The 21227-nt window shown below is 60.6% G+C and carries 22 protein-coding genes; 16 read left to right on the top strand and 6 right to left on the bottom strand.

Going from position 1 to position 21227, the window contains the following annotated elements; genetic code table 11:
• Positions 1-209 precede the first annotated feature (209 nt).
• Both KO536_RS22950 and KO536_RS22945 read left to right on the top strand, forming a co-directional pair.
• Complete coding sequence (locus KO536_RS22950; RefSeq protein WP_219263104.1) at positions 210-1073, top strand: sensor domain-containing diguanylate cyclase; 864 nt, start codon at positions 210-212, stop codon at positions 1071-1073.
• Between the two features lie 359 nt (positions 1074-1432).
• On the top strand, positions 1433-2725 hold the full coding sequence (locus KO536_RS22945) for an MFS transporter (protein WP_219263103.1): 1293 nt from the start codon (positions 1433-1435) through the stop codon (positions 2723-2725).
• Between the two features lie 50 nt (positions 2726-2775).
• Here the strand turns inward: KO536_RS22945 and KO536_RS22940 are convergent, their stop codons facing one another.
• Positions 2776-3315, bottom strand: coding sequence for a DUF1523 family protein (locus KO536_RS22940; protein WP_219263102.1), 540 nt, complete (start codon positions 3313-3315; stop codon positions 2776-2778).
• Between the two features lie 370 nt (positions 3316-3685).
• Here KO536_RS22940 and KO536_RS22935 point away from each other — a divergent pair, with 370 nt between their 5' ends.
• Positions 3686-4711 carry a GlxA family transcriptional regulator gene (locus KO536_RS22935; RefSeq protein ID WP_219263101.1) on the top strand — a complete coding sequence of 342 codons (1026 nt, stop codon included), beginning with the start codon at positions 3686-3688 and terminating at the stop codon, positions 4709-4711.
• Between the two features lie 92 nt (positions 4712-4803).
• Positions 4804-5478 (top strand): MgtC/SapB family protein, encoded by a 675-nt coding sequence (locus KO536_RS22930; protein ID WP_133076906.1) that lies wholly within the window; start codon positions 4804-4806, stop codon positions 5476-5478.
• 15 nt (positions 5479-5493) lie between these two features.
• On the opposite strand, the gene KO536_RS22925 is transcribed toward KO536_RS22930, so the two are convergent.
• Positions 5494-6702, bottom strand: a complete 1209-nt coding sequence (locus KO536_RS22925; RefSeq protein ID WP_219263140.1) for an MFS transporter — start codon at positions 6700-6702, stop codon at positions 5494-5496.
• Positions 6703-6866: 164 nt separating this feature from the next.
• Between KO536_RS22925 and KO536_RS22920 the strand changes: the two genes are divergently transcribed.
• A complete protein-coding gene (locus KO536_RS22920) occupies positions 6867-7316 on the top strand; it encodes a helix-turn-helix domain-containing protein (RefSeq protein WP_133076904.1) in 450 nt (149 codons plus the stop codon).
• A gap of 63 nt (positions 7317-7379) precedes the next feature.
• Here KO536_RS22920 and KO536_RS22915 read toward each other — a convergent pair whose 3' ends face one another.
• Both KO536_RS22915 and KO536_RS22910 read right to left on the bottom strand, forming a co-directional pair.
• Entirely contained in the window at positions 7380-8039 is a 660-nt protein-coding gene (locus KO536_RS22915) for a CoA transferase subunit B (protein ID WP_219263100.1), read from the bottom strand.
• Between the two features lie 40 nt (positions 8040-8079).
• Complete coding sequence (locus KO536_RS22910; protein ID WP_219263099.1) at positions 8080-8778, bottom strand: CoA transferase subunit A; 699 nt, start codon at positions 8776-8778, stop codon at positions 8080-8082.
• Positions 8779-8911: 133 nt separating this feature from the next.
• On the opposite strand from KO536_RS22910, the gene KO536_RS22905 reads away from it, so the two are divergent.
• Entirely contained in the window at positions 8912-9853 is a 942-nt protein-coding gene (locus KO536_RS22905; protein ID WP_219263098.1) for a LysR family transcriptional regulator, read from the top strand.
• A 170-nt stretch (positions 9854-10023) separates the two neighbouring features.
• On the opposite strand, the gene KO536_RS22900 is transcribed toward KO536_RS22905, so the two are convergent.
• Positions 10024-10851 carry an alpha/beta fold hydrolase gene (locus tag KO536_RS22900; RefSeq protein ID WP_219263097.1) on the bottom strand — a complete coding sequence of 276 codons (828 nt, stop codon included), beginning with the start codon at positions 10849-10851 and terminating at the stop codon, positions 10024-10026.
• A 17-nt stretch (positions 10852-10868) separates the two neighbouring features.
• Complete coding sequence (locus KO536_RS22895) at positions 10869-12200, bottom strand: MFS transporter (protein WP_219263096.1); 1332 nt, start codon at positions 12198-12200, stop codon at positions 10869-10871.
• 747 nt (positions 12201-12947) lie between these two features.
• Between KO536_RS22895 and KO536_RS22890 the strand changes: the two genes are divergently transcribed.
• The 10 genes from KO536_RS22890 to KO536_RS22845 all read left to right on the top strand — a co-directional run bounded on the left by KO536_RS22890 (position 12948) and on the right by KO536_RS22845 (position 21225).
• Positions 12948-13682, top strand: coding sequence for an SDR family NAD(P)-dependent oxidoreductase (locus KO536_RS22890; RefSeq protein WP_219263095.1), 735 nt, complete (start codon positions 12948-12950; stop codon positions 13680-13682).
• A 30-nt stretch (positions 13683-13712) separates the two neighbouring features.
• Entirely contained in the window at positions 13713-14486 is a 774-nt protein-coding gene (locus tag KO536_RS22885) for an SDR family NAD(P)-dependent oxidoreductase (protein WP_133076896.1), read from the top strand.
• Positions 14487-14496: 10 nt separating this feature from the next.
• Positions 14497-15126: a nuclear transport factor 2 family protein gene (locus tag KO536_RS22880; RefSeq protein WP_219263094.1), complete on the top strand. Its 630-nt coding sequence runs from the start codon at positions 14497-14499 to the stop codon at positions 15124-15126.
• A 9-nt stretch (positions 15127-15135) separates the two neighbouring features.
• Positions 15136-16209 carry an alkene reductase gene (locus tag KO536_RS22875; RefSeq protein WP_133076895.1) on the top strand — a complete coding sequence of 358 codons (1074 nt, stop codon included), beginning with the start codon at positions 15136-15138 and terminating at the stop codon, positions 16207-16209.
• A 30-nt stretch (positions 16210-16239) separates the two neighbouring features.
• A complete protein-coding gene (locus tag KO536_RS22870; RefSeq protein WP_219263093.1) occupies positions 16240-16518 on the top strand; it encodes a hypothetical protein in 279 nt (92 codons plus the stop codon).
• A gap of 106 nt (positions 16519-16624) precedes the next feature.
• A complete protein-coding gene (locus tag KO536_RS22865) occupies positions 16625-17518 on the top strand; it encodes a VOC family protein (protein WP_133076888.1) in 894 nt (297 codons plus the stop codon).
• Positions 17519-17528: 10 nt separating this feature from the next.
• Positions 17529-18404 carry a CoA transferase subunit A gene (locus tag KO536_RS22860; RefSeq protein WP_219263091.1) on the top strand — a complete coding sequence of 292 codons (876 nt, stop codon included), beginning with the start codon at positions 17529-17531 and terminating at the stop codon, positions 18402-18404.
• Positions 18405-18415: 11 nt separating this feature from the next.
• The gene (locus tag KO536_RS22855; RefSeq protein WP_133076886.1) at positions 18416-19213 is read left to right on the top strand and encodes a CoA-transferase subunit beta; all 798 of its coding nucleotides are present in this window, start codon (positions 18416-18418) and stop codon (positions 19211-19213) included.
• A gap of 15 nt (positions 19214-19228) precedes the next feature.
• On the top strand, positions 19229-20134 hold the full coding sequence (locus KO536_RS22850) for an enoyl-CoA hydratase (protein WP_219263090.1): 906 nt from the start codon (positions 19229-19231) through the stop codon (positions 20132-20134).
• Positions 20131-21225 carry a nitronate monooxygenase family protein gene (locus KO536_RS22845; protein ID WP_219263088.1) on the top strand — a complete coding sequence of 365 codons (1095 nt, stop codon included), beginning with the start codon at positions 20131-20133 and terminating at the stop codon, positions 21223-21225. Before KO536_RS22850 ends, KO536_RS22845 begins: the two co-directional genes overlap by 4 nt.
• Positions 21226-21227: the final 2 nt, after the last annotated feature.

Below are 21227 nucleotides of genomic sequence, written 5' to 3'. Positions count from 1 at the left end.
ACCGGCGACTGCCGGGGTCGTAGGCGCGAATTTATGTAAACAGAATTCAAATAGATTGTATACAAGTAAAGTGGGTGCGCTGATTTACCCGGTAACAGCGGGCGCCCGTTCCACCCGTCCAGTTCTTGGGTCGGAAAAAGGGAATGTTTTGCCATTACATTGCCATCACTCTATGATCAAAATGCGCTATTTACCGGACGCACAACCCTATGCCCGTTGACCTGGACGCTCTCTACCCCAAGCTGATTCATTTGATGCTGGACACGGTTTTTGTGGTCGACAGGGACAACCGGATTGCATTTGTCAGTAATGCCTGCGAGGCGCTGCTCGGCTACTTTGCCGAGGAACTGACCGGAACCGTTATTACGGACTACATGCATCCTGAGGATCTGGCGACCACGCGGGCCTCCATTGCCCGGGTCATGAACGGCCAGGCTCACGTTGATTTTCGCAACCGCTACATCCGCAAGGATGGAAGCATCGTGCATATCCTCTGGGCTGCCTTTTGGTCCGAGGATGTGGGCGCGCGGATCGGCGTTGCGCGGGACGTGACGGCCCTCAGGGATGCCGAAGATGAATTACGCTTCCTTGCCCATCATGATCCGCTGACAAAGTTGACCAACCGCTCGCTGTTCAATGATCGGCTGGACCTGGCCCTGCGGGCGGCGAACCGGCGCAAAAGCACTCTGGCCCTGCTGTTCGTGGACATGAATGACTTCAAGGGCATCAATGACATTTACGGGCATGCCATGGGCGATCGTGTGTTGTGCATGGCGGCTCGACGGCTGGAGAGCTGCGTGCGCGAGACGGACACCGTGGCACGGATGGGCGGCGATGAGTTCACGGTCCTGTTGACGGATATTGGCTCGCAGGACGTCGTGCTCGATAAAGTCACACAGATCAACGCGGTCATGGCTCAGCCGCTGGGCGCCGAGTTTGGCGGGATGTACATGCCGTCCTGCAGTATCGGCGTGGCCTTTTATCCGGCAGACGGGGTGGATGCCGATACGCTGCTCAGCCATGCCGATGGCGAGATGTACCGGGTCAAGCGAAGCCGTTCTCTGGCCGGTTGAAGGCCCGTGCGGTGGCTTCGCCTGCGCCTTTTCGTGGCCGGATACAGTGTCGTTGGCGTTTTGCTCTCCGGGGAGGGCGTTTTTTGGCGCTATGGGTTGAAAAATCAGATCGCCGTCTCTTCAACTTGCACGTCTCAGCGGCTACCATGCGCGCCCTGGTTTTGCATGCCCGGTCAGTGCCAAGGTTTGCGCCCAGCCTGCCTTGAACCTTTCCTGTAACTCGCCAGCCACGGCTGTGGCGTCGAACGAAGCTCAATCACACATACCTGTTTTCTTATCCCGCCCCGGTCTTTGCCCGTGCCGGGCTGCACCTGCCTGTCGCGGGTTTTTCCATTGATCAATGAGGTCGTGAGTTAATTATGTCTGTGCAACTGCTGGCGATGGCGCTGGCACCTTTACTTGGGCTGTTTATCATCAGCATCGGCAACGGCATGCTTGCGTCACTGACGACATTGCGACTCGATACCCTCGGCGAGTCAGCCACCATGGTCGGCATCGTCTCTTCGGCTTATTTCATCGGCCTGACTCTGGGCTCGATTTTCAATGACCGGTTGATCGTGCGGATCGGCCATATCCGCGCCTACAGCTGCTTCGCTGCCCTGATTGCCACCATGATTCTGTTCCAGGGGATGAGCTCTGATCCCTGGACCTGGTTCGTGTTGCGGCTGATCACAGGCTGGGCCAGTGTCGGCGTGTTTCTTGTGGTGGAAAGCTGGTTGCTGATGGCGGCCGACCCCAAGATCCGCGGGCGCCTGCTGGCGCTGTACATGATTGCCCTCTACGGCGCAGGCCTGCTGGGGCAAGTCAACCTGGGTGCCATCGCGCAAACCGGTGACACCATTCCCTTCATGATTGCGGCCATCCTGGCCTCGCTGTCCCTGTTGCCCATTGTCATGATTCCCCGTGCAACGCCCATCGTGGAACGCGCCGAACCGCTGATGCCGCTGCAGTTACTGCGCACAACGCCGACCGGGGTCATCGGCTGCTTTGGTTCGGGCATTGCCATTGCGGCGGTGTATGCACTGCTGCCGCTGTACCTGCAACGCATCGGCATGGACGTGACTGAAGTCGGACACATGATGGCCAGTGTCATCCTCGGCGCCATGCTGTTGCAGTACCCGGTCGGGCGCTGGTCGGATCATCAGGACAGGCATCTGGTGCTGATCGTGCTGGGGGCTGCCTGCGCGGTGTTGTCGCTGATCATCCTGTTCCTGCCGCCTGGGTCGCCCTTGCTGGTTGTGGCGTTTTTCCTGCTGGGGGGCGGCATTTTCGCGATTTACCCGGTGGCAGTCAGTCACGCGGCGGATCGGGCATCGTCGGGGGCGATCGTGCGCATGATCCAGGGTTTGTTGTTGATCAACTCCCTGGGTTCTGCCGTCAGCCCGCTGGTGATTTCACCGTTGATGACCAAAGTGGGCGAAGGCGGGCTGTTCTGGGCGCTGGCTGCGCTCAATGTGTGCCTGGTGCTGTTGTTTGTGTGGCGGCGCGGCAAGCGTTCTGAGCCTGTCACGGCCGCACCGTTTACTGCAGCGGCACAGATGTCGGCGGTGGGCGTGGAGATGCGCGTCACTGAAGACCTGGCCCAGGCCGTGCTCGATCACGAGCGCGATGCCGACGGTGATGACGAGCACAGGGCGCAGCGTCAGGCCTAGGGGGCGCGCACGATGGTTGAAAGGAATGCGCCCCGGCAGGGGCGCATTGATCAGCTCACCGGCATTTGCGGGCGGCGTTTGACGCGGCGTTTTACAAACACGGCAATAAACAGCACCGCCAGTGCCATTACGCTGAAGAACACCGTGTTGAACCAGGGGAAGGGTTCATCGCGGGTCTTGGTGGCTTCGATCGCGGTAATGTTCGGGAACACCGAGAAGATCTTGATGCGCCATCCGTAATATCGAATCAGTGCCAGCTGCTCGGCATCGCGGGAGTATCCTTGGGCCTTGGCCTGGATGTCAGCGGAGTCGAACTTGAAATACCAGGGGAAGGACCAGCCGGTATCTTCGTTGCGATAAACCATGACTTCCTTGGTCACCGGGTCTTCGGTGTTGATGAAGTACACATCGCGGGTCGGGCCGTCAGCCGGATTTTCAGCGTTGATGACGCCATTGTGATCGACCCGTTTGACTTCAACCCCGGTGACCATCACCACATCGTGTTGAGGCAGAAAGTAAAACAGCCCCAGCGCTACAGCGCCGACTGCAAGCAGGATCGCGCCCAGAATGATGCCCTTGAGCCACTTCATGCAAAAACCCCGTACATATTGATAATTCCTGATTGCTGTTGATTGAACCACTGGCGGAGCTTATCGCAGCCTACGTAAAGGACTACAAGTTCCGAGTGAGTTGCCTACATGATTTGTAGCAGTTTAGTTGTTCCTCTACACCATAAGCCGCTGTTGGGGCGCGGGGGCACGAGAGATGTAGTCGCTGCCGCAGGCTGCGATCGGGCCCGAAGGGCTCGCGCTGTGCAAAAGCCGAAGGTCCTTCGGACCTTATCGCAGCCTGCGGCACCGGCTACAGGTTGTGTGCACAAGTACGGCAGCTGTGCCCCATGGCAGGAGGAGCTTTTTAGCCTGCCGGGGGGTAGCATTGGGCCTTATCACTGCATAAGAAATGGATCGAACCTTGATCGAGCGACGTCAATTCAGCACGGGCATGAAGGGCAAGAACCTTCGCTATCTCAACGACAGCCCCGCCGAGGCTGGCCCGGTGGTCCGCACGGGTTTTGTGCTGCTCGAGCATTTTTCGCTGCCCGCGTTTACCCAGGCGCTGGACACCCTCATCACCGCCAACCTGCTGCGAGCCGGTTTGTTTACATCGCGCACCTATGGCTTGAGCGACGGTGAGGTCATCAGCGATCTGGGCCTGGTGATCCGCCCCGATGCGCGCATTGATCCGGGGATGATCGATGAACTGGACCTGCTGGTCATTTGCGGTGGCTACAGAACCGAACTCCACATCAGCGACGAACTGGTCAGTCTGCTCAGGGCCGCTTCCAGCGCGGGCATTACTCTTGGCGGGTTATGGAACGGTGCCTGGTTTCTGGCCAGTGCCGGGCTGCTGGACGGTTACCGTTGCGCTATTCACCCCGAACACCGGCCCGCACTGGCCGAAGTGGCGAAGGCAGCCCAGGTCACCAGCGAGCCGTACGTCATTGACCGTGACCGCCTGACGGCCTCAAGCCCTGCGGGGGCGTTCCAGATGGCGCTGGGCTGGATCAAGGGCTTGCATGACAAGGCGCTGGTGGAGGGTATCGAGGATATCCTGGCGTTCGAAGAGTCCCGCTATCGGCGGATCAAGCCTGCGCAGAACATCTGCGTGAGCGCCCCACTGCGTGAAGTGGTCATGCTGATGGACGCCAACCTTGAGGAACCCCTGGAGCTGGAACAACTGGCGGTCTATGTCGGCCGTTCCCGTCGCCAGCTGGAGCGCCTGTTCAAGGAGCAGTTGGGCACCACGCCGCAACGCTATTACCTCGAGCTGCGCATCACCGAAGCCCGTCGCCTGCTGCAACACACCGAGCTGTCACAGGTGGATGTGCTGGTGGCCTGCGGGTTCGTGTCGCCCAGCCATTTCAGCAAGTGTTACAGCGCCTATTTCGGCTACCGGCCATCCAGGGAAGTGCGCCTGGTCAAATAACGTGGATGCATGGCGGCGCTGCACACGGCTGATCCTTGGCTATGCTGTTGGCATTCACTGCGCAGGCAGGTGCTCTGGCTAGAGGGACTGGAATGATTTCAGAATGGGAAATGATCGCGCGTCTGCTGTTGGCCTCGGTGTTGGGCAGCATGATTGGTTTGCAACGGGAGCATCAGTTTTGGACCGCAGGTTTGCGCACCCATATGCTGGTGGCGACCGGGGCGTGTCTATTTATGATCGTATCGGCCTTTGGTTTTCAACAGGCGCTGACCCAGCAGGGTACGCAACTCGATCCTTCGCGGATCGCCGCGCAGATCGTCACCGGTATCGGCTTTCTCGGTGCAGGCTCGATCATGATGCGCGGTGAAGTGATCAAGGGGCTGACAACGGCCGCAAGCCTGTGGGCGGTCGCGGCCATCGGTATGACCATCGGAGGCGGGCTGTATTTGCTGGGGGTGGCCGCGACCCTTCTGATTCTGCTTATCCTGATTACCATCGGGCCGATTGAGCACCGGTATCGCGATTACATAAAGGTGCATGTCATCAAGCTGGTAGCGCCGATCGGGGTGCTGAATCGCCAGAGCCTCGAGGACTTTCTCGGTGCCGATGCTGGCCGTCTCAAGCAGGTGGTGGTCGAGCAGGGGCCTGACATGGGCACCGAAAGCATCACGGTCGAGTTCAGGAAAACCAGCCGGGTGGAAACCGCAGAGCTGTTGAAAAAGATTCTGACGATCCCGGATGTCCGTGAGGAACCGCCTCCCCACTGACAGCCGTTGGCGTTGTTATCCGGTATGCCGGGTGACTGTTCCCGTGTGTTGAACAGTGCCCGGCATCTGGTTCAGTGTGATGGCCCAGAAAACGAGGGCCGTCAGGCTGACACCGGCGCCGAGCAGGCACACGCCGGTCCAGCCCCATGCCGCGTAAAGGGCCGTGGACGCCAGTGCGCCGAATCCGCTGCCAATGGCATAAAACAGCATGTAGCAGCCCACGACACGACTGTGTGCATCGGGGCGTGTGTTGAAAATCATGCTCTGGTTGGTGACATGAATGGCCTGGGCGCCGAGGTCGAGGATGACGACGCCGACAACCAGCCAAACCATCGAGTAAGTCGTAAGCCAGAGTGCAACCCAGGCCAGTATCAGCAATCCCAGGGATATGCCGGTTGTCCATTGCCCCAGCCCTTTATCCGCCCAGACCCCGGCGCGGGTGGCCGCCAGTGCGCCCACTACGCCCACCAGGCCAAATGTGCCGATGGTTGTGTGCGAAAACCCGTAGGGCGCGTGGGTCAGGAGAAACACCAGCGCACTCCAGAAAATCCCCAGCACCGCAAAAATGAACAAGGCGAGCATCCCGCGGATTTGCAGCACGGGATCTTCCCTGAGCAATGCAAACATCGAGAGCACCAGCCGCGCATATCCAGTGGGTGTGGCTGACGGTCGCTGTGACGGCAAGACTTTGTAGAGGATCAAACCGAGCGCCATCATCACCAGTGCTGAACCCAGGTAAACCCAGCGCCACCCGGCCAGGTCCGCAATCAGCCCGGCTGCCAGCCGTGACAGTAACAGGCCAATCACAACCCCGCCCTGGACCGTGCCCACCACCCGACCGCGTTCTTGCGGCAAGGACGCGGTGGCGGCGAAGGCGATCAGGCCCTGGGTCATGGCGGTTCCCAGCAGGCCTATCCCGAGCATGGCCAGCAGCATAATCAAGGGGGAGTGGGTCATGGCCACGCAAAAAAGCCCGGCGATCAGTGCGCCGATCTGGGCCAGCATCAAGGTCCGGCGGTTTACCTGGTCGCCCAGGGGCACGATCAGCAGCAAGGCCAGCACACTGCCGACCTGAGTGGCGGTAATCACACCGCCGACCGCGCCAGGGCTGATGGCAAAATCTTCGGCCACCTGGTCAAGCAACGGCTGGGCGTAATAAACGTTCGCCACACTCAGCCCGCTGGCGCAGGCAAACACCCCGACCAGCCCTCGCGGTGTGCGCATCGGGACCGATGCAGTAACGGGATAGAGTTGATTGTTGGGCACGGGTAAACCTCTCGGTAATCCAGTCTTGAAATAAGACTGGTTTCATTCTAGGTCAGCCAGTCTTAAAATGAAACTTGATGCGGGAACTCACCCGGATTTCCAGGACAAACAAAGGAGCGAGCATGGCCAGGCAGCATATGGATCCAGCCCCAACGTGTCCGGTGGCACGGACTGTGGACTTGATCGGCGATCGCTGGTCGTTATTGATCGTGCGCGACGCGTTCGATGGGGTCAGGCGATTTGGAGACTTCCAGAATGGTCTGGGGGTGGCACGCAGCGTGCTGACCCAGCGTCTAAAGGGGCTGGTCGAGGCCGGTATTCTGCAGGTGCAGCCAGCCTCTGACGGGACCTCGTATCAGGAGTACGTCTTGACGGCGAAGGGTGAGGGGTTGTTCCCGGTGGTCGTGGCTTTGCGCCAATGGGCAGAGCAGCATGCTTTCGAGCCGCACGAGGCCCGCTCGCAACTCGTGGATACAGCCACAGGGCAGCCGTTGGGGTTGATGCAGCCCATAAGCGCCCAGGGACAGGTTATTGCCCCTGAGCAGACCCGGGTCATCAAAAAAACGCTGTGACTGACAATGCTGTTCACTCAGGTTTTTTTGGCTCTGTGGGAGCGTTGCTCTTGAGTGAACGGTTCAGACGAATTGCATTTCCGGGACGTGGTCCGGGACGATCAGCTTGCCTGCGGTTTTGCGAACGATTTCGTCGACGCTGACGCCGGGTGCGCGTTCCTTGAGGATGAATGCACCGTTGTCTATTTCCAGGTAGGCAAGGTCGGTCAAGACACGCTTGATGCAACCCGCGCCGGTCAAAGGCAGGCTGCAACGGGACAACAGCTTGGACTCTCCGTCCTTGGACGCGTGGGTCATGGTGACGATGATGTTTTCCGCGCCGGCCACCAGGTCCATCGCGCCGCCCATGCCCTTGACCAGCTTGCCGGGGATCATCCAGGAGGCGATGTTGCCGTGTACGTCGACTTCAAAGGCACCGAGCACGGTGAGGTCGATATGGCCGCCGCGAATCATCGCGAACGACTCTGCCGAGGAGAAAATCGACGCCCCGGTGCGCGCGGTGACGGTTTGCTTGCCGGCGTTGATCATGTCGGCGTCCGCTTCACCGACGCGGGGGAATGCACCCATGCCGAGCAGGCCGTTTTCCGATTGCAGCATGACTTCCATGCCTTCGGGAATGTAGTTGGCGACCAGGGTCGGGATGCCGATGCCCAGGTTTACATAGAAGCCGTCCTGCATTTCGCGGGCGACGCGCTGAGCCATTTGTTCGCGGGTAAGAGCCATGGTTGTTCTCCGTGCTCGGGTTCAGGAGTTGGGCAGGGGATCAGGAACGCTCGGTGAGCTGTTCGATGCGTTTTTCGAAGGTGCCGCAAATGATCCGGTCGACGTAGATGCCCGGGGTGTGGATCTGGCTCGGGTCCAGCTCGCCGGGCTCGACGATTTCTTCGACTTCAACCACGGTAATCCTGCCGGCAGTGGCGGCCAGCGGATTGAAGTTCTGCGCGGTGTGGCGGTAGATCACATTGCCGAAGTGGTCGGCTTTCCAGCCTTTGACAATGGCGAAATCGCCCGTGATGGACTCTTCCATCAGGTAGGCGCGGCCCTTGAACTCGCGGGTTTCCTTGCCGTCGGCAACCGGAGTGCCGACGCCGGTTGCGGTAAAAAATGCCGGAATGCCGGCACCGCCAGCGCGCATTTTTTCGGCCAGGGTGCCTTGGGGCGTCAGTTCGACTTCGATTTCACCGCTCAGCAGCTGCTTCTCGAACAGGGCGTTTTCACCCACGTACGAGGCGATCACTTTGCTGATCTGGCGGTCTTCGAGCAGCACGCCCAGACCGAAACCGTCAACGCCACAGTTGTTCGAAACCACGGTCAGGTCGCGGATGCCCTGACGCTTGATCTCGTTGATCAGGTTTTCGGGGATGCCACACAGGCCAAACCCGCCAGAGATAACGGTCATGCCGTCCTTGAGTCCGGCCAGAGCCTCCTCGTAGGAGCCCACACGCTTGTCGAAACCTGCCATACGCACCTCTCTTGTTTTTAGTGGGCTGTCGTTAGCCGTATGAAGCGAGTGTTACCGGATGCAATTGATTTGTTAAGTTGATTTTTAAGGTGGATTGATAGATAAAACAAATTAATAAGCGTGAGGCAAAACCATGACCGTGAAACAGATCCGCGCCTTTCTTGCCGTGGCCCAAAGCCTGAGCTTTGCCGTGGCCTGTGAACGCCTGCATTTATCGCAGTCGGCCTTGAGCCTGACCATCAAGGCGCTGGAGGAGGGGCTGGGTGGTCGCCTGTTCAGCCGCACCACGCGCCATGTGGCACTGACACCCGAAGGCGAGTCGTTGTTGCCGTTGGCTCGACGCCTGATCGCTGACTGGGACAACGCCGAGGATGAACTGCGCCAGCGCTTCACCCTGCAACGTGGCCGTGTGACCCTGGCGGCGATCCCGTCGTTCTCGGGCAATCAGTTACCGTCGATCCTCAAGGGTTTTCGCGTGCGCTACCCCAAGGTCAACGTCACGGTGAACGACGTCATCAACGAGCAAGTGCTGGAGATGGTGCGCGATCGCCTGGTGGAACTGGGTGTGGCTTTCGAACCGGCACCCGGTTCGTCACTGACGTTTACCCCGTTGTACCTCGACCGTTTTGTCGCGGTGGTGCCCCGTGATTCCGGGCTGGCCGGGCATTCGTTGATTGACTGGAAGACCCTGCTGCAAGAGCCCTTTATTACCCTGCAACGGCCTTCTGCCGTGCGGGTGATGCTGGAGGAGCACCTGCAGGCGCGGCAGATGAAATTGCCGGTGGCATTCGAGAGTCATCAACTGGCCACGGTCGGGCGGATGGTCGCCAGCGGGCTGGGCGTCAGCGTGGTACCGGCGCTGTGCGCCGAGCAGATGCGTGAGCTCGGCGCGTGCTGCATCACCTTGCATGAGCCCGTGGTGGAACGTGCCATAGGCGTGCTGACCAAACCCGGCCATGAGTTGTCAGCGCCAGCCCAGGCCATGTTTGACTGCCTGCTTGAGAGCGGCGGGGTCTTTCAGGTAGGTCGAGGTGATGCCATCGCGAGCAAGCCCGCTCCCACAGTGAGGGTGTAATCATCACGTTTTGTGGGCATGTGGAAGCTGGCTTGCCTGCGATGTCGACGACGCGGGCTTCTGGAGCCCATGGGCGCCAGCAACTGAGGGTTCAGCCCGAGCGGGTGTTTGAAGAAGGGACGGCCGCCCGCAGGCAGCCGTCAGTCATGGGGTGTAAACGGTGATGGCGTTCAGCCGCGTAAAAATTCCAGGCATGCCTTGTTGAAGAGTTCGCGATGTTCCACCTGCACCCAGTGGCCGCACTGGTTGAGCATGATAAAGCGCGCATTGGGCGCGTGGTTCAGCACTTTGAGCGCGCCACTGGCAGGGTTGAAGTTGTCATCGGTGCCCCAGAAACCCAGGATCGGTGCTTGCAGCTCTTCAAGGCGCTCGGTCATGTTCGGCACCAACATGGTGGTGAACAGATTGCGCGGCTGGTGCACGGCCACGGCCACACGTTCGGCCAGAAGGCTGTCGTCCAGCTGCGAGCTGTCGAACAGTTGCAGGCTCATGATCCGGCGCATTTGCTCGATGCCCAGGGGGCCTGCGTTGTACAGTTCGACCATGCGTTGAATGCCGACCATCTTGAAGTAGGTTTCACGATCTTCAACACCGCCGGGGGCCATCAGGACAAGTTTCTCGACGCGCTCGGGTTCTGCCAGCGCCAGGCCCAGGGCAATGGCCCCGCCCAGGGAGTTGCCGAGCAGGGTCGCTCGCTTGACCCCCACCGCCTTGAGAAACCCCGACAGGGCGCTGACGAAGAACTCCAGGTTGTACTGGGCGTCCTCAGGCTTGTCGGAGCGGCCGAACCCCGGCAAATCCAGCACCAGATTTCGAAAACCTGCGGCCACAAACTGCGGGTAGTTGCCTTTGAAGTTGCTGTAGCCGCTGGCGCCCGGTCCGCTGCCATGCAGCCACACCACCACCGGGCCGCTGCCTTCATCGAGAAAGTGCAGGCGCAGGCCGCTGTCCAGTGTCACAAAGTGGCCGATGGGCAGGGGAAGGTCTTGTTCGGTCATCACTCAATCTCCAAAAGTCAGGCTGTGGCCGCGTCAGCCAGCGATGCTGGGGTCGGGGTCTTGTTCATCAGGTGGTTGCGATAGCGCGGCAAGGCCAGGGCCAGGAAAAACGAAGCCAGCACCAGCAGCGAGACACAGGAGGCCAGGGCATAGCGCAGGCCTTCGTTGCCCAGGCGATGGGCGAAGCCGTCACTGAGCATGCCGATCAGCAGCGGGCCGACGCCCACCCCGAGCAGGGTCATGGACATCACGAAAATCGCGGTGGCCTGGGCCAGTCGGGTAGCCGGGAACAGATGGGAAATGGCCCCCAGGCAGGGTGTCGCCCACCATGTGCCGAAAAAGCTGAACACGCTGTAGAAAATAAAGGCGGTCGGTACAGGCGTGCTGCCCACATAAAATGCGGTACCAACCGGCCACAGGAAGTAAGCCAGCGCGAACGGTATGCTGATCAGCGTGCCCAGCAGCGGCACTCCGATCTGCCAGCCCTTGTCACGGCGGGCCAGGCGGTCACACAAAATACCGCAGGTGAGGGTGCCAAAGGTGGCCCCGGCACCGCCCGCCACCCCGGCCAGCAGCCCGGCGTCCTGCAGGCTCAGACCGTGGGAGCGGATCAGAAAGCTGGGGCTCCAGGTGCCGATGGCATAACCGGCAATGGCCGCAGAGCCGCCGGTGAGCACAATCCAGAGGAAGGACGGGGTCTGGAACAGCTCGCGCACCGTGACGGCCCAGTTGGCCTGCGCCACCTGACTGGGGTTGACCAGCATCGCGGGTTTTGGCGCCCGTACGGTGAGCAGCAACAGCAGCCCTAGAAAAATCCCCGGTGCGCCGATCACCACAAATGCAAAACGCCAGCCGTAATGCTGCGCGATCCAGCCCCCCAGCCCCAGCCCGAAAATGGCCCCCAGGCTTGAGCCCAGCATCAGTACCGACAAGGCGGTGGAGCGGCGTTCGGGCGGATACAGATCCGAGACCATTGCCATTGATGGAGCGGTGCCACCGGCTTCACCGATCGCCACCCCGATCCGGGCCACCACCAGCATCGCAAAACTGGCTGCTAAGCCGCAGAAAATGGTCATGACGCTCCAGGCAATACAGCTGAAGGCGATGACTTTCTTGCGTCCGATACGGTCAGAGAGCCGCCCCAAAGGAAAGCCGAAGAGGGTGTAAAACACCGCAAAGGTCACACCTGAAAGCAGGCCGATACCGGTGTCTGAAATGCCGAATTCTGCTTTTACCGGCTCGATCAAAATGGCCATCAGCAGCCGGTCGATGTAGTTGAAGACATAGATGGCAGCCAAAACGCCTAATGCGTAATGAGTTCGCCAGGTGGGGCGCGAGGGTATGGACACGACGGGTTCTCCCGATTTTGTTCTAGTGAATTCGTTATTCCACAAAGTGCTTGACGGGTACATCGTCCATTCAGACCAGCCGGTCATCTTGTGATCGCTGACGAGCGCCGCGGGCCCACGGAGCGGGACCGGAGTGAGGGACACCTGAGCGCAGCGAGGGCCGTACGCTGGGGCAAGGCCTTTTTGGGTACTTTTGTGGCTGTTTGACAAAAGTGCCTCGCTGTAAAAGCGAAACCATCATTTCAGTTAACCGCGAATGCCGGATATGTACCCCGTATGCCAGTTGTTTTGCGATGCGCCCGGCGTCCTGCCGCGCCACCTCCATAACAGCACCTGCATTCGGCCTTCTGTGATGGGCATTCGCGTCGTCTGGACATGGGTGTGGCTCCAGCAAAAGCAAAAATGCATTGCAGTTGCCACAGAACCTTGCGCAAAACGCTATAGCGCCAACATATAAGCCGCTGACGAGCGCCGCGAGGCTGCGTAGCCGTCGTAAATCCGGATGTTGCGATGAATCAGGAAAAGCCGGGGGGCCAGGTTTTGCGGTCGCTACGTCGCAGTGGCGCACCAAACCGATCGCAGCCTCGTTCTACTCGTCAGCGACTACAAGGCGGGTAATGCGCCAACACGGTGTAAGTGCTGCTTAGTCCCATCGGACGATGTTCAGCTTTTTTCTCCAGTCAATGATTGTTCCCATACACCGCCCCGGCTTCAGGGCGGCCGGAATCGGGCAGGCGGGAGAACTCTATGAAATTGCTGAATAAAGTGGCGTTTGTAACGGGCGCTGGTCAAGGCATGGGACGGGCAATCGTTCGTCATTTTGCCGAGCAGGGCGCAAAGGTTGTCGCAGCTGACATCAATCTGGAAGCCGCGCGCCAAAGCATTGAAGGGCTGGGCGAAAACGCGATTGCCGTCAGTTGCAACGTGGCCGACAGCGATTCGGTTGCCACCGCAATGGCCGCCGTTCACGCGCATTTCGGCAGCCTCGACGTGCTGGTCAATAACGCGGGCATCGGTTCGATTGACGCTTTCGCGCAGACGCCGGACGAGAACTGGCAGCGTGTCATCGGCGTCAACCTTACCGGTACGTTTTTCTGCAGCCGTGAAGCGGTAAAACTGATGCTGCAGGCCGCCACCCCCGGGGTGGTGATCAATATCTCCAGCACCGCAGCCCTGACCGGTGAAGGTCCCAGCCATTACTGCGCGGCCAAGGCCGGTGTCATGGGGCTGACCCGCAGCATGGCCCGGGAACTGGCAGGCAATGGCATTCGCGTCAACACCATCGTTCCCGGTCCCACCAACACGCCGATGATGGCTGATATTCCGGAGGACTGGATGCAAAGCATGCTCAAGGCCATCCCTCTGGGCCGCATGGGTGAAACCGATGAAATTGCTCGCGTTGCGGCCTTCCTGGCCAGTGATGACGCGGCATTCATTACCGGCCAGAACCTCGCGGTCAACGGCGGCATGGCGTTTATCTAAACGCCGGGCGCAGCAATGGGAGAGCAGATCATGGGTACTCGTTTACACGACAAGATTGCATTTATCACCGGCGCCGGTTCCGGCATCGGTGCTGCTACCGCACTGCGGTTTGCCGAAGAGGGCGCCCTGGTGGTGCTCTGCGGGCGTCGCATCGAGCCGCTGCAAGCGGTCGCCGCACAGATCCGTGACAGCGGCGGTCGCGCCGAGTGCGCGGTGGCCGATGTCAGCAATGAAGCGGCCTATGTCGCAGCCATCAGTGAGGCGGCGCAGCGCCACGGTCGACTGGATATTCTGGTCAACAACGCGATGGCCTACAGCTGGGGCGCGATTGACAGCACTTCGACAGCTGACTGGCATTCCAACTTCGCGACCACCGTGGACGGCACCTTCTGGGGGACGCGCACGGCACTGGGCCTGATGCGCGCTCAGGGCAGCGGCTCGATCATCAATCTGGCCTCGATCTGCGGTCAGTTCGGTACGCCCTGGATGGCGGGCTATTCCGCCGCCAAGGCCGCCGTGATCAATTTCAGTCGCGCCGCCGCCAGTGAGGGCGCGAGCCACAACATTCGCTGCAACGTGGTCAGCCCGGGCGTGGTCGAGACACCCGCCACGGCCGGCATGCTCACCGACGACAAGACCCGCACCAATACCGAAAAACTGATCCCGCTCAAGCGCGTCGGCCAACCCGTAGAAGTGGCCAACGCCATTCTGTTTTTGGCCAGCGATGAAGCCTCGTATGTCACCGGCGCCTGTTTGCCGGTCGATGGCGGGCGCAGCAGCGAGCTGTACACGGTATTGGAATAAGGACCCTTTTATGGAACAGAACGCCTTGCTTGCCCGTCTTGATCGGCTGGAGTCGATTGAGGAAATTCGCCAGTTGGCCGGCAAATACTCGTTGTCGCTGGACATGCGCGACCTCGATGCCCACGTCAATCTGTTTGCCGAAGACATCCGTGTCGGTCGCGAAAAAACCGGGCGTGCGCACCTCAAAGCCTGGGTCGATGACACCCTGCGTGACCAGTTTCATGGCACCTCCCATCACCTTGGGCAGCACCTCATCGAGTTCACCGACCCTGATCACGCCGTGGGTGTGGTGTATTCCAAGAACGAACACGAGACCGGCCCCGAGTGGGTCACCATGCAAATGCTGTATTGGGATGACTACGAGCGGATGCAGGGGCGCTGGTATTTCCGCCGTCGCCTGCCGTGCTACTGGTACGCCAGTGACCTCAACAAACCGCCGATCGGCACGCAAAAGATGCGTTGGCCGGGGCGCGAACCCTATGCCGGCACTTTCCACGACCTGTTCCCGTCCTGGACCGAGTTCTGGGCCCATCGTCCTGACAAGGACCAACTGCCCCAGGTGGCGACAGCGGCTCCGGTCGAATACTTTCTTGCCACCCTGCGCCGAGGGGCTGGCGCACCGAAAATTCGCGTGCGCTGAGGACTGACCATGAGCATTTTGTTTGAACCTGTGCGCCTCGGTGAGCTTGAACTGGCCAACCGTATCGTCATGGCACCGATGACCCGCAGCCGTGCTGACCAGCATGGCGTACCCACTGCCGAGATGGTCGAGTACTACCGCCAGCGTGCGTCTGCCGGGTTGATCGTTGCCGAAGGCACTGCGCCTTCAGCCAGCGGCCTGGGCTACTGCCGTACACCGGCGATTTATAACGCCGGGCAGATCGCTGCCTGGAAGGCCGTGACCGACGCGGTACACGCCGAAGGCGGTCTGATTGTGCTGCAACTGATGCACGTTGGCCGCGCTTCCAGCGCTCACAACAAACCGGCCGGGGCCGCGACGGTTGCGCCGTCGGCCTTGCGCGCACGCACCCAGTTGTTTACCGACACCGCCGGGATGGTCGATACCGACGAGCCCCAGGCCATGTCGCTGCAGGATATCGCCCTGGTGATCGAGGAATACCGCCAGGCTGCTTTGAATGCACGCCAAGCCGGATTTGACGGGGTCGAGTTGCACTGCACCAGCGGTTATCTGCCGATGCAGTTCATGGCGTCGGGCAGCAACCTGCGTGAAGACGAGTACGGTGGCAGCGTCGAGAACCGCGTGCGCTTCCCGGCACAGGTGCTGGCGGCAATGGCTTCGGCCATTGGTGCCGGGCGTGTGGCGCTGCGCTTGTGCCCGGGCAATCCGTTCAATGACATCGATGACGCAGACCCGTTGGCCACCGCCGTGGCGCTGTGCAAGGCCGCCGAACCTATGGGCCTGGCGTACGTGCATATCATGCGTTCGCCCCTGACTGAGCTGGATGCCTTTGCCCTGGCCCAGCGCCATTGCAGCAACGGCCTGATCCTCAATGACGGTTTCGACGGTGAGTCGGCCGAGGCTGCACTGCAGGCCGGGCAGGGGGATGCAGTGTCGTTTGCCCGTCACTTTATTGCCAATCCGGATCTGGTGGAGCGTCTGCGCAAGGGGCTGCCGCTGGCCCGTTTCGATCGCAAGACCTTGTACTCCCCAGGCCCTGAAGGCTACAGCGATTACCCTCGGGTCGAGGCGGTGGCGCCATGAACGACATGTCACGCATCCGGTTAAGAGTACGTGGCCAACCTGCTGGGCACTGAAGGTTGGCCGGGCGTGCCGCTGTGGTTGGTCGAAGACCCGTCAAATCCGTTTGACGGTGAGTTGTCCGCGTTTGTCGACCGCCAGTCTGGCGAGCACATTGCCGATGCTCCGGGCACTTCGTTTGCTCGTGAAAGTGTCGCGCACCCGCTCATCAAGCGCTTACACAGTGAGAGCCTCGTTCAGTTATCCGGGGATGTTCCAGGGCTGCGACCGACTGCGAAGCGGTTGCAGCCTTCGTTCCTCGTCAGCGGCTAAAGGTTCTCGGTGGTGACACGCTTTAGTCTCAACGGACGATGAGCCCCGCCCCCTTCCTTCCCATACTGCCCTCAGCCAATAAATACAGGCATTGAGGAGCAGGCACATGATCGACATTCGTGGTTTGAGCTACTTCGTTGCAGAGTCTGCAGATCCCGTTCAATGGCAGCGTTACGCCGAGGACGTGCTCGGGATGATGGTCAGCGAAGCCCCCGGCGGCGGCATGTACGTGAAAATGGATGAGCGTCCGTTTCGCATGCTGATCGTGCCTGGCGGCGAGTCGCGCTATCTGGCCTCCGGTTGGGAACTGGCCAGCGAAAAGGCATTCAATGCGGCCATCCAGGTGCTGGATCAGGCCGACGTGAGCTGGCGCCACGGTACGGTCGAGCAGTGTGATCAGCGCGGGGTGCAAGCGCTGCTGCACGTGACCGACCCTTCGGGCAATCGCCACGAATTGAGCTGGGGCCATCGCTCCGATTGCCAACCCTTTGTCTCGCCTCAAGGCGTGCCGGGTTTTATCACCGGCGACATGGGCCTGGGGCACACGGTGCTGCCCGCGCCGAATTTCGACGCCACCCTGGCGTTTGCCAAGGATGTGCTGGGCTTTGAGTTGTCGGACATTTTCAACTTTCGCCCCGACCCTTCGGCACCGCCGATTCGCATCCACTTTCTGCATTGCAAAAACAGCCGCCACCACAGCCTGGCCCTGGCCGAATACCCGGTGCCATCAGGCTGCGTGCATGTGATGGTCGAGGTCGAGTCCATGACCGAAGTGGGCCGCGCCCACGACCGGCATCTGGCCCACGACGTGCAGCTGTCGGCCACCCTTGGCCAGCATCTGAACGACCGCATGACGTCGTTTTACATGAAGACCCCTTCAGGTTTTGACCTGGAATACGGCTATGGGGGCTTGCTGGTGGATTGGCAGGAACACAGCGCTTTTGAATTCACCCGGGTCAGTCTGTGGGGCCATGACTTTTCCGTCGGCCAGCAGCAGTAAGGAGCACTAGATGAACAAGCAAATGACAGCGGCAGACGTGGTCGGCCAATTGCGTGACGGCATGACCATCGGCTTTGGCGGCTGGGGTCCGCGACGCAAACCCATGGCGATTGTGCGCGAGATCCTGCGCTCGGACGTCAAGGACCTGACCGTGGTGGCCTATGGCGGCCCGGAAGTCGGCATGCTCTGCGCTGCCGGTAAGGTCAAGAAACTGGTTTTTGGTTTTGCCACCCTCGATGCGATCCCCCTCGAAGCCTATTTTCGCAAGGCCCGCGAGGCCGGTGAGCTGGAGCTGATGGAACTGGACGAGGGCATGCTGCAATGGGGCCTGCGCGCCGCCGGCATGCGCTTGCCGTTTTTGCCGACCCGTTGCGGCCTGGCCACCGATGTCAGCCGGCTGAACCCCGAGATCAAACAGGTGCAGTCGCCGTATGACGATGGCGAGGTGCTGCTGGCGATGCCGGCGCTGAATCTGGACATCGCCTTCTTGCATGTCAACGTTGCCGACCGCCTGGGCAATACCCTGGTCACCGGTCCCGATCCGTATTTCGACCATCTGTTCGCCCGTGCCGCCAAGCAGTGCTTTGTGTCGTGCGAGCGGATTGAGCAGCGCTTGAGCCTGGATGCTGCCCAGGCCCGCTTCAATACCTTCGAACGCTATCTGGTCAGCGGTGTGGTGCATGCACCGTTTGGTGCACACCCGACGTCGTGCCCGTCCGATTACGGCTGGGACATGAGCCATTTGAAACGCTACAGCGCCAGTGCCGCCGAGGAAGGTGGCTGGGAAGGCTATGTAGCCGAGTTTGTGACCCCGGGCGAAAGTGCCTATCAGGCCAGCAATGGCGGTGTCGATCGATTGAGCGCTTTGCCGCTGCCCGTGTTTTAAGGAGCTTGGACATGACTGCTACTAACGAATTTACCCTGGCTGAATTGTTGATCGTGGCTGCCTGTGAAGCCTGGCGTGGCAACGGCGAAGTGATTGCTTCGGGCCTGGGCGTGATTCCGCGCCTGGGGGCGAGCCTGGCCAAACTGACCCACAGCCCTGAACTGTTGATGACCGACAGCGAGGCATTTCTGGTGGAAGAGCCTATCCCGCTGGGGCCGCGTGGTGATTATGTACCGCGCTACTCGGGCTACCTGTCGTTTGAGCGGGTGTTCGAATGCGTATGGGGCGGACGCCGCCACGCCATGATCGGCCCGACCCAGATCGATCGCTGGGGCCAGACCAACCTGTCGTGCATTGGCGACTATCAGAAGCCCAAGGTGGCGATGCTGGGGGTGCGCGGCTTGCCGGGCAACAGCATCAACCATATCAACTCGTTTTTTGTTCCGGCCCATAACACCCGGGCATTTGTGTCGGGTGAAGTGGACATGGTCTCGGGTGTCGGCTTCAAGCCAGAACGCTGGGAAGAAGGCATGCGCCGCGACCTGATGGACATTCGCCTGATCGTGACCGATCTGTGCGTGATGGACTTCGGCGGGCCGGATCGCGCCGTACAGGTGCGCTCCCTGCACCCGGGTGTGAGCTTTGAAGAAGTGCAGGAAAAAACCGGTTTCCCGCTGCTCAAGGCCGCCGATATCAAGCAAACCGTGGCGCCCACGACAGAGCAACTGGCCCTGATCCGCCGCCTGGACCCCCATGACTATCGCGCAGCCGCGCTCAAGGGCAATCCGCCCGGCATTCGTCAGGCCTGAAGGCAAGGAACTCACATGAGCCGCGACAGCGAATTTGTACAGCGGGCTGATACCGCTGTGTATGAAACCGAAGAGCCGGTGCTGTATGGAGTGGCCGATGGTATTGCCACGCTGACCATGAATCGGCCTACCGTGAACAATGCGCAAAACTCGCAGATGACCTATGCCCTGGACGATGCCTTTCGCCGCGCCGTGAATGACGACGCGGTGAAGGTCATCGTGCTGCGCGGCAATGGCAAGCACTTCTCGGCGGGGCATGACATCGGCACCCCTGGGCGCGATATCAACAAACAGTTCGACCGCGCCAGCCTGTGGTGGGATCACACTAACAAACCGGGTGGCGAGTACCTGTATGCCCGGGAGCAGGAGGTGTACCTGGGCATGTGTCGGCGCTGGCGCGAATTGCCCAAGCCGACCATCGCCATGGTGCAGGGCGCGTGCATTGCCGGTGGGTTGATGCTGGCGTGGGTCTGCGATTTGATCGTGGCCAGTGACGATGCCTTCTTTCAGGATCCGGTGGTGCGCATGGGTATTCCGGGGGTGGAGTATTTTGCCCATCCCTACGAACTCAATCCGCGTATAGCCAAGGAATTTTTGTTCACCGGGGATCGCATGAGCGCAGAGCGCGCCTATCAGATGGGCATGGTCAATCGCCTCTTTGCCCGCGAAGCACTGGAGGCGGGCACCTATGCGCTGGCAGCGGCGATTGCCAGGCAGCCGCGCATGGGCCTGGCGCTGACCAAGCAGGCGATCAATCACGTTGAAGATTTGCAAGGCAAGCGCACGGCGATGGATGCGGTGTTTGCCTGGCATCACTTTGCCCATAGTCATAACGAGTTGCTGTCGGGTGACAAGCTTGGGGGCTACGACGCCAAGGCCATGATTGAAGCGAACAAGACGGCTGCGGGAGAGGGTCGATGAGCGAGTACCTGAAAACGGCGTTGACCGATGGGTTGGGCTGTCGCTACCCCATCGTGCAAACCGCGATGGGCTGGGTGGCAGACGCCAATCTGGTGATCGCCAGTACCCGGGCCGGAGCCTTCGGGTTTCTGGCGGGTGCGACCCTTGCTGCGGATCAGCTGGAGGCTGAAATCAAGCGGGTGATCGAGGCCACGGGGGGCAGTAACTTCGGTCTCAATTTCCATATGTTCCAGGAGAACGCCGCGCAGTGCGTGGACCTGGCCATTGAGTACCGATTGCGCGCCGTCAGTTATGGACGTGGTCCGGACCGCCAGACCATCGACCGTTTCAAAAAGGCCGGGGTGCTGTGTATCCCGACCGTGGGCGCGCTCAAGCACGCGATCAAGGCCGTTGAACTAGGCGCGGACATGATCACGGTGCAGGGCGGCGAAGGCGGCGGGCATACCGGAGGCGTGCCGAGCACCATTTTGCTGCCGCAAGTGCTGGATGCGGTGCGGGTACCGGTGATTGCGGCGGGCGGCTACTCCACCGGGCGCGGACTGGCTGGCGCCCTGGCCACCGGTGCGGCCGGGATTGCAATGGGCACGCGGTTCCTGATGACCCAGGAATCGCCCACACCCCTTGCCACCCTGGAGCGCTATGTAAAAGTCGCCGATCCCCAACGTATCCGCGTCACCACCGCGGTGGACGGCATGCGCCACCGGATGATCGAGAACGCGTTCATCAATCGTCTGGAAAAGGCCAGCGCCTTTGGCCGTCTTCGAATTGCCCTGGGCAGTGCCTGGCACTGGAAGCAACAGACCGGCATGAGCCTGGGGCATATGCTTGGCGTGTTCGTTCAGTCGGTGAAGGAAGACCCCGGTGCCCTGTCGCAAACCGTGATGGCGGCCAACCAGCCGGTACTGCTGCAGCGCTCGATGGTGGATGGCGTACCGGATGAAGGAATTTTGCCGTGCGGGCAAGTGGCGGCGGCGATTGGCGATCTGAAAAGCTGCCAGGACCTGATCGACGAGATGGTGGAAGAGGCAGAGCGCTGCCTGATGGCGGTAAACATGCGTCATCAGGGATTGGGCGACCGGTATCAGCGTTGAGT

Source organism: Pseudomonas sp. NKUCC02_KPG (assembly GCF_019345465.1).
GTDB lineage: Bacteria > Pseudomonadota > Gammaproteobacteria > Pseudomonadales > Pseudomonadaceae > Aquipseudomonas.
The sequence above is the reverse complement of the archived record's forward strand: the minus strand, read 5'-3'. Positions and strand labels throughout refer to the sequence as shown.

What these genes read in the sequence shown, in the direction of transcription:
- KO536_RS22950 (WP_219263104.1), top strand. Translation starts at nt 210, where the DNA reads ATGCCCGTTGACCTGGACGCTCTCTACCCCAAGCTGATTCATTTGATG.
- KO536_RS22945 (WP_219263103.1), top strand. Translation starts at nt 1,433, where the DNA reads ATGTCTGTGCAACTGCTGGCGATGGCGCTGGCACCTTTACTTGGGCTG.
- KO536_RS22940 (WP_219263102.1), bottom strand. Translation starts at nt 3,315, where the DNA reads ATGAAGTGGCTCAAGGGCATCATTCTGGGCGCGATCCTGCTTGCAGTC.
- KO536_RS22935 (WP_219263101.1), top strand. Translation starts at nt 3,686, where the DNA reads ATGGATCGAACCTTGATCGAGCGACGTCAATTCAGCACGGGCATGAAG.
- KO536_RS22930 (WP_133076906.1), top strand. Translation starts at nt 4,804, where the DNA reads ATGATTTCAGAATGGGAAATGATCGCGCGTCTGCTGTTGGCCTCGGTG.
- KO536_RS22925 (WP_219263140.1), bottom strand. Translation starts at nt 6,702, where the DNA reads ATGCGCACACCGCGAGGGCTGGTCGGGGTGTTTGCCTGCGCCAGCGGG.
- KO536_RS22920 (WP_133076904.1), top strand. Translation starts at nt 6,867, where the DNA reads ATGGCCAGGCAGCATATGGATCCAGCCCCAACGTGTCCGGTGGCACGG.
- KO536_RS22915 (WP_219263100.1), bottom strand. Translation starts at nt 8,039, where the DNA reads ATGGCTCTTACCCGCGAACAAATGGCTCAGCGCGTCGCCCGCGAAATG.
- KO536_RS22910 (WP_219263099.1), bottom strand. Translation starts at nt 8,778, where the DNA reads ATGGCAGGTTTCGACAAGCGTGTGGGCTCCTACGAGGAGGCTCTGGCC.
- KO536_RS22905 (WP_219263098.1), top strand. Translation starts at nt 8,912, where the DNA reads ATGACCGTGAAACAGATCCGCGCCTTTCTTGCCGTGGCCCAAAGCCTG.
- KO536_RS22900 (WP_219263097.1), bottom strand. Translation starts at nt 10,851, where the DNA reads ATGACCGAACAAGACCTTCCCCTGCCCATCGGCCACTTTGTGACACTG.
- KO536_RS22890 (WP_219263095.1), top strand. Translation starts at nt 12,948, where the DNA reads ATGAAATTGCTGAATAAAGTGGCGTTTGTAACGGGCGCTGGTCAAGGC.
- KO536_RS22885 (WP_133076896.1), top strand. Translation starts at nt 13,713, where the DNA reads ATGGGTACTCGTTTACACGACAAGATTGCATTTATCACCGGCGCCGGT.
- KO536_RS22880 (WP_219263094.1), top strand. Translation starts at nt 14,497, where the DNA reads ATGGAACAGAACGCCTTGCTTGCCCGTCTTGATCGGCTGGAGTCGATT.
- KO536_RS22875 (WP_133076895.1), top strand. Translation starts at nt 15,136, where the DNA reads ATGAGCATTTTGTTTGAACCTGTGCGCCTCGGTGAGCTTGAACTGGCC.
- KO536_RS22865 (WP_133076888.1), top strand. Translation starts at nt 16,625, where the DNA reads ATGATCGACATTCGTGGTTTGAGCTACTTCGTTGCAGAGTCTGCAGAT.
- KO536_RS22860 (WP_219263091.1), top strand. Translation starts at nt 17,529, where the DNA reads ATGAACAAGCAAATGACAGCGGCAGACGTGGTCGGCCAATTGCGTGAC.
- KO536_RS22855 (WP_133076886.1), top strand. Translation starts at nt 18,416, where the DNA reads ATGACTGCTACTAACGAATTTACCCTGGCTGAATTGTTGATCGTGGCT.
- KO536_RS22850 (WP_219263090.1), top strand. Translation starts at nt 19,229, where the DNA reads ATGAGCCGCGACAGCGAATTTGTACAGCGGGCTGATACCGCTGTGTAT.
- KO536_RS22845 (WP_219263088.1), top strand. Translation starts at nt 20,131, where the DNA reads ATGAGCGAGTACCTGAAAACGGCGTTGACCGATGGGTTGGGCTGTCGC.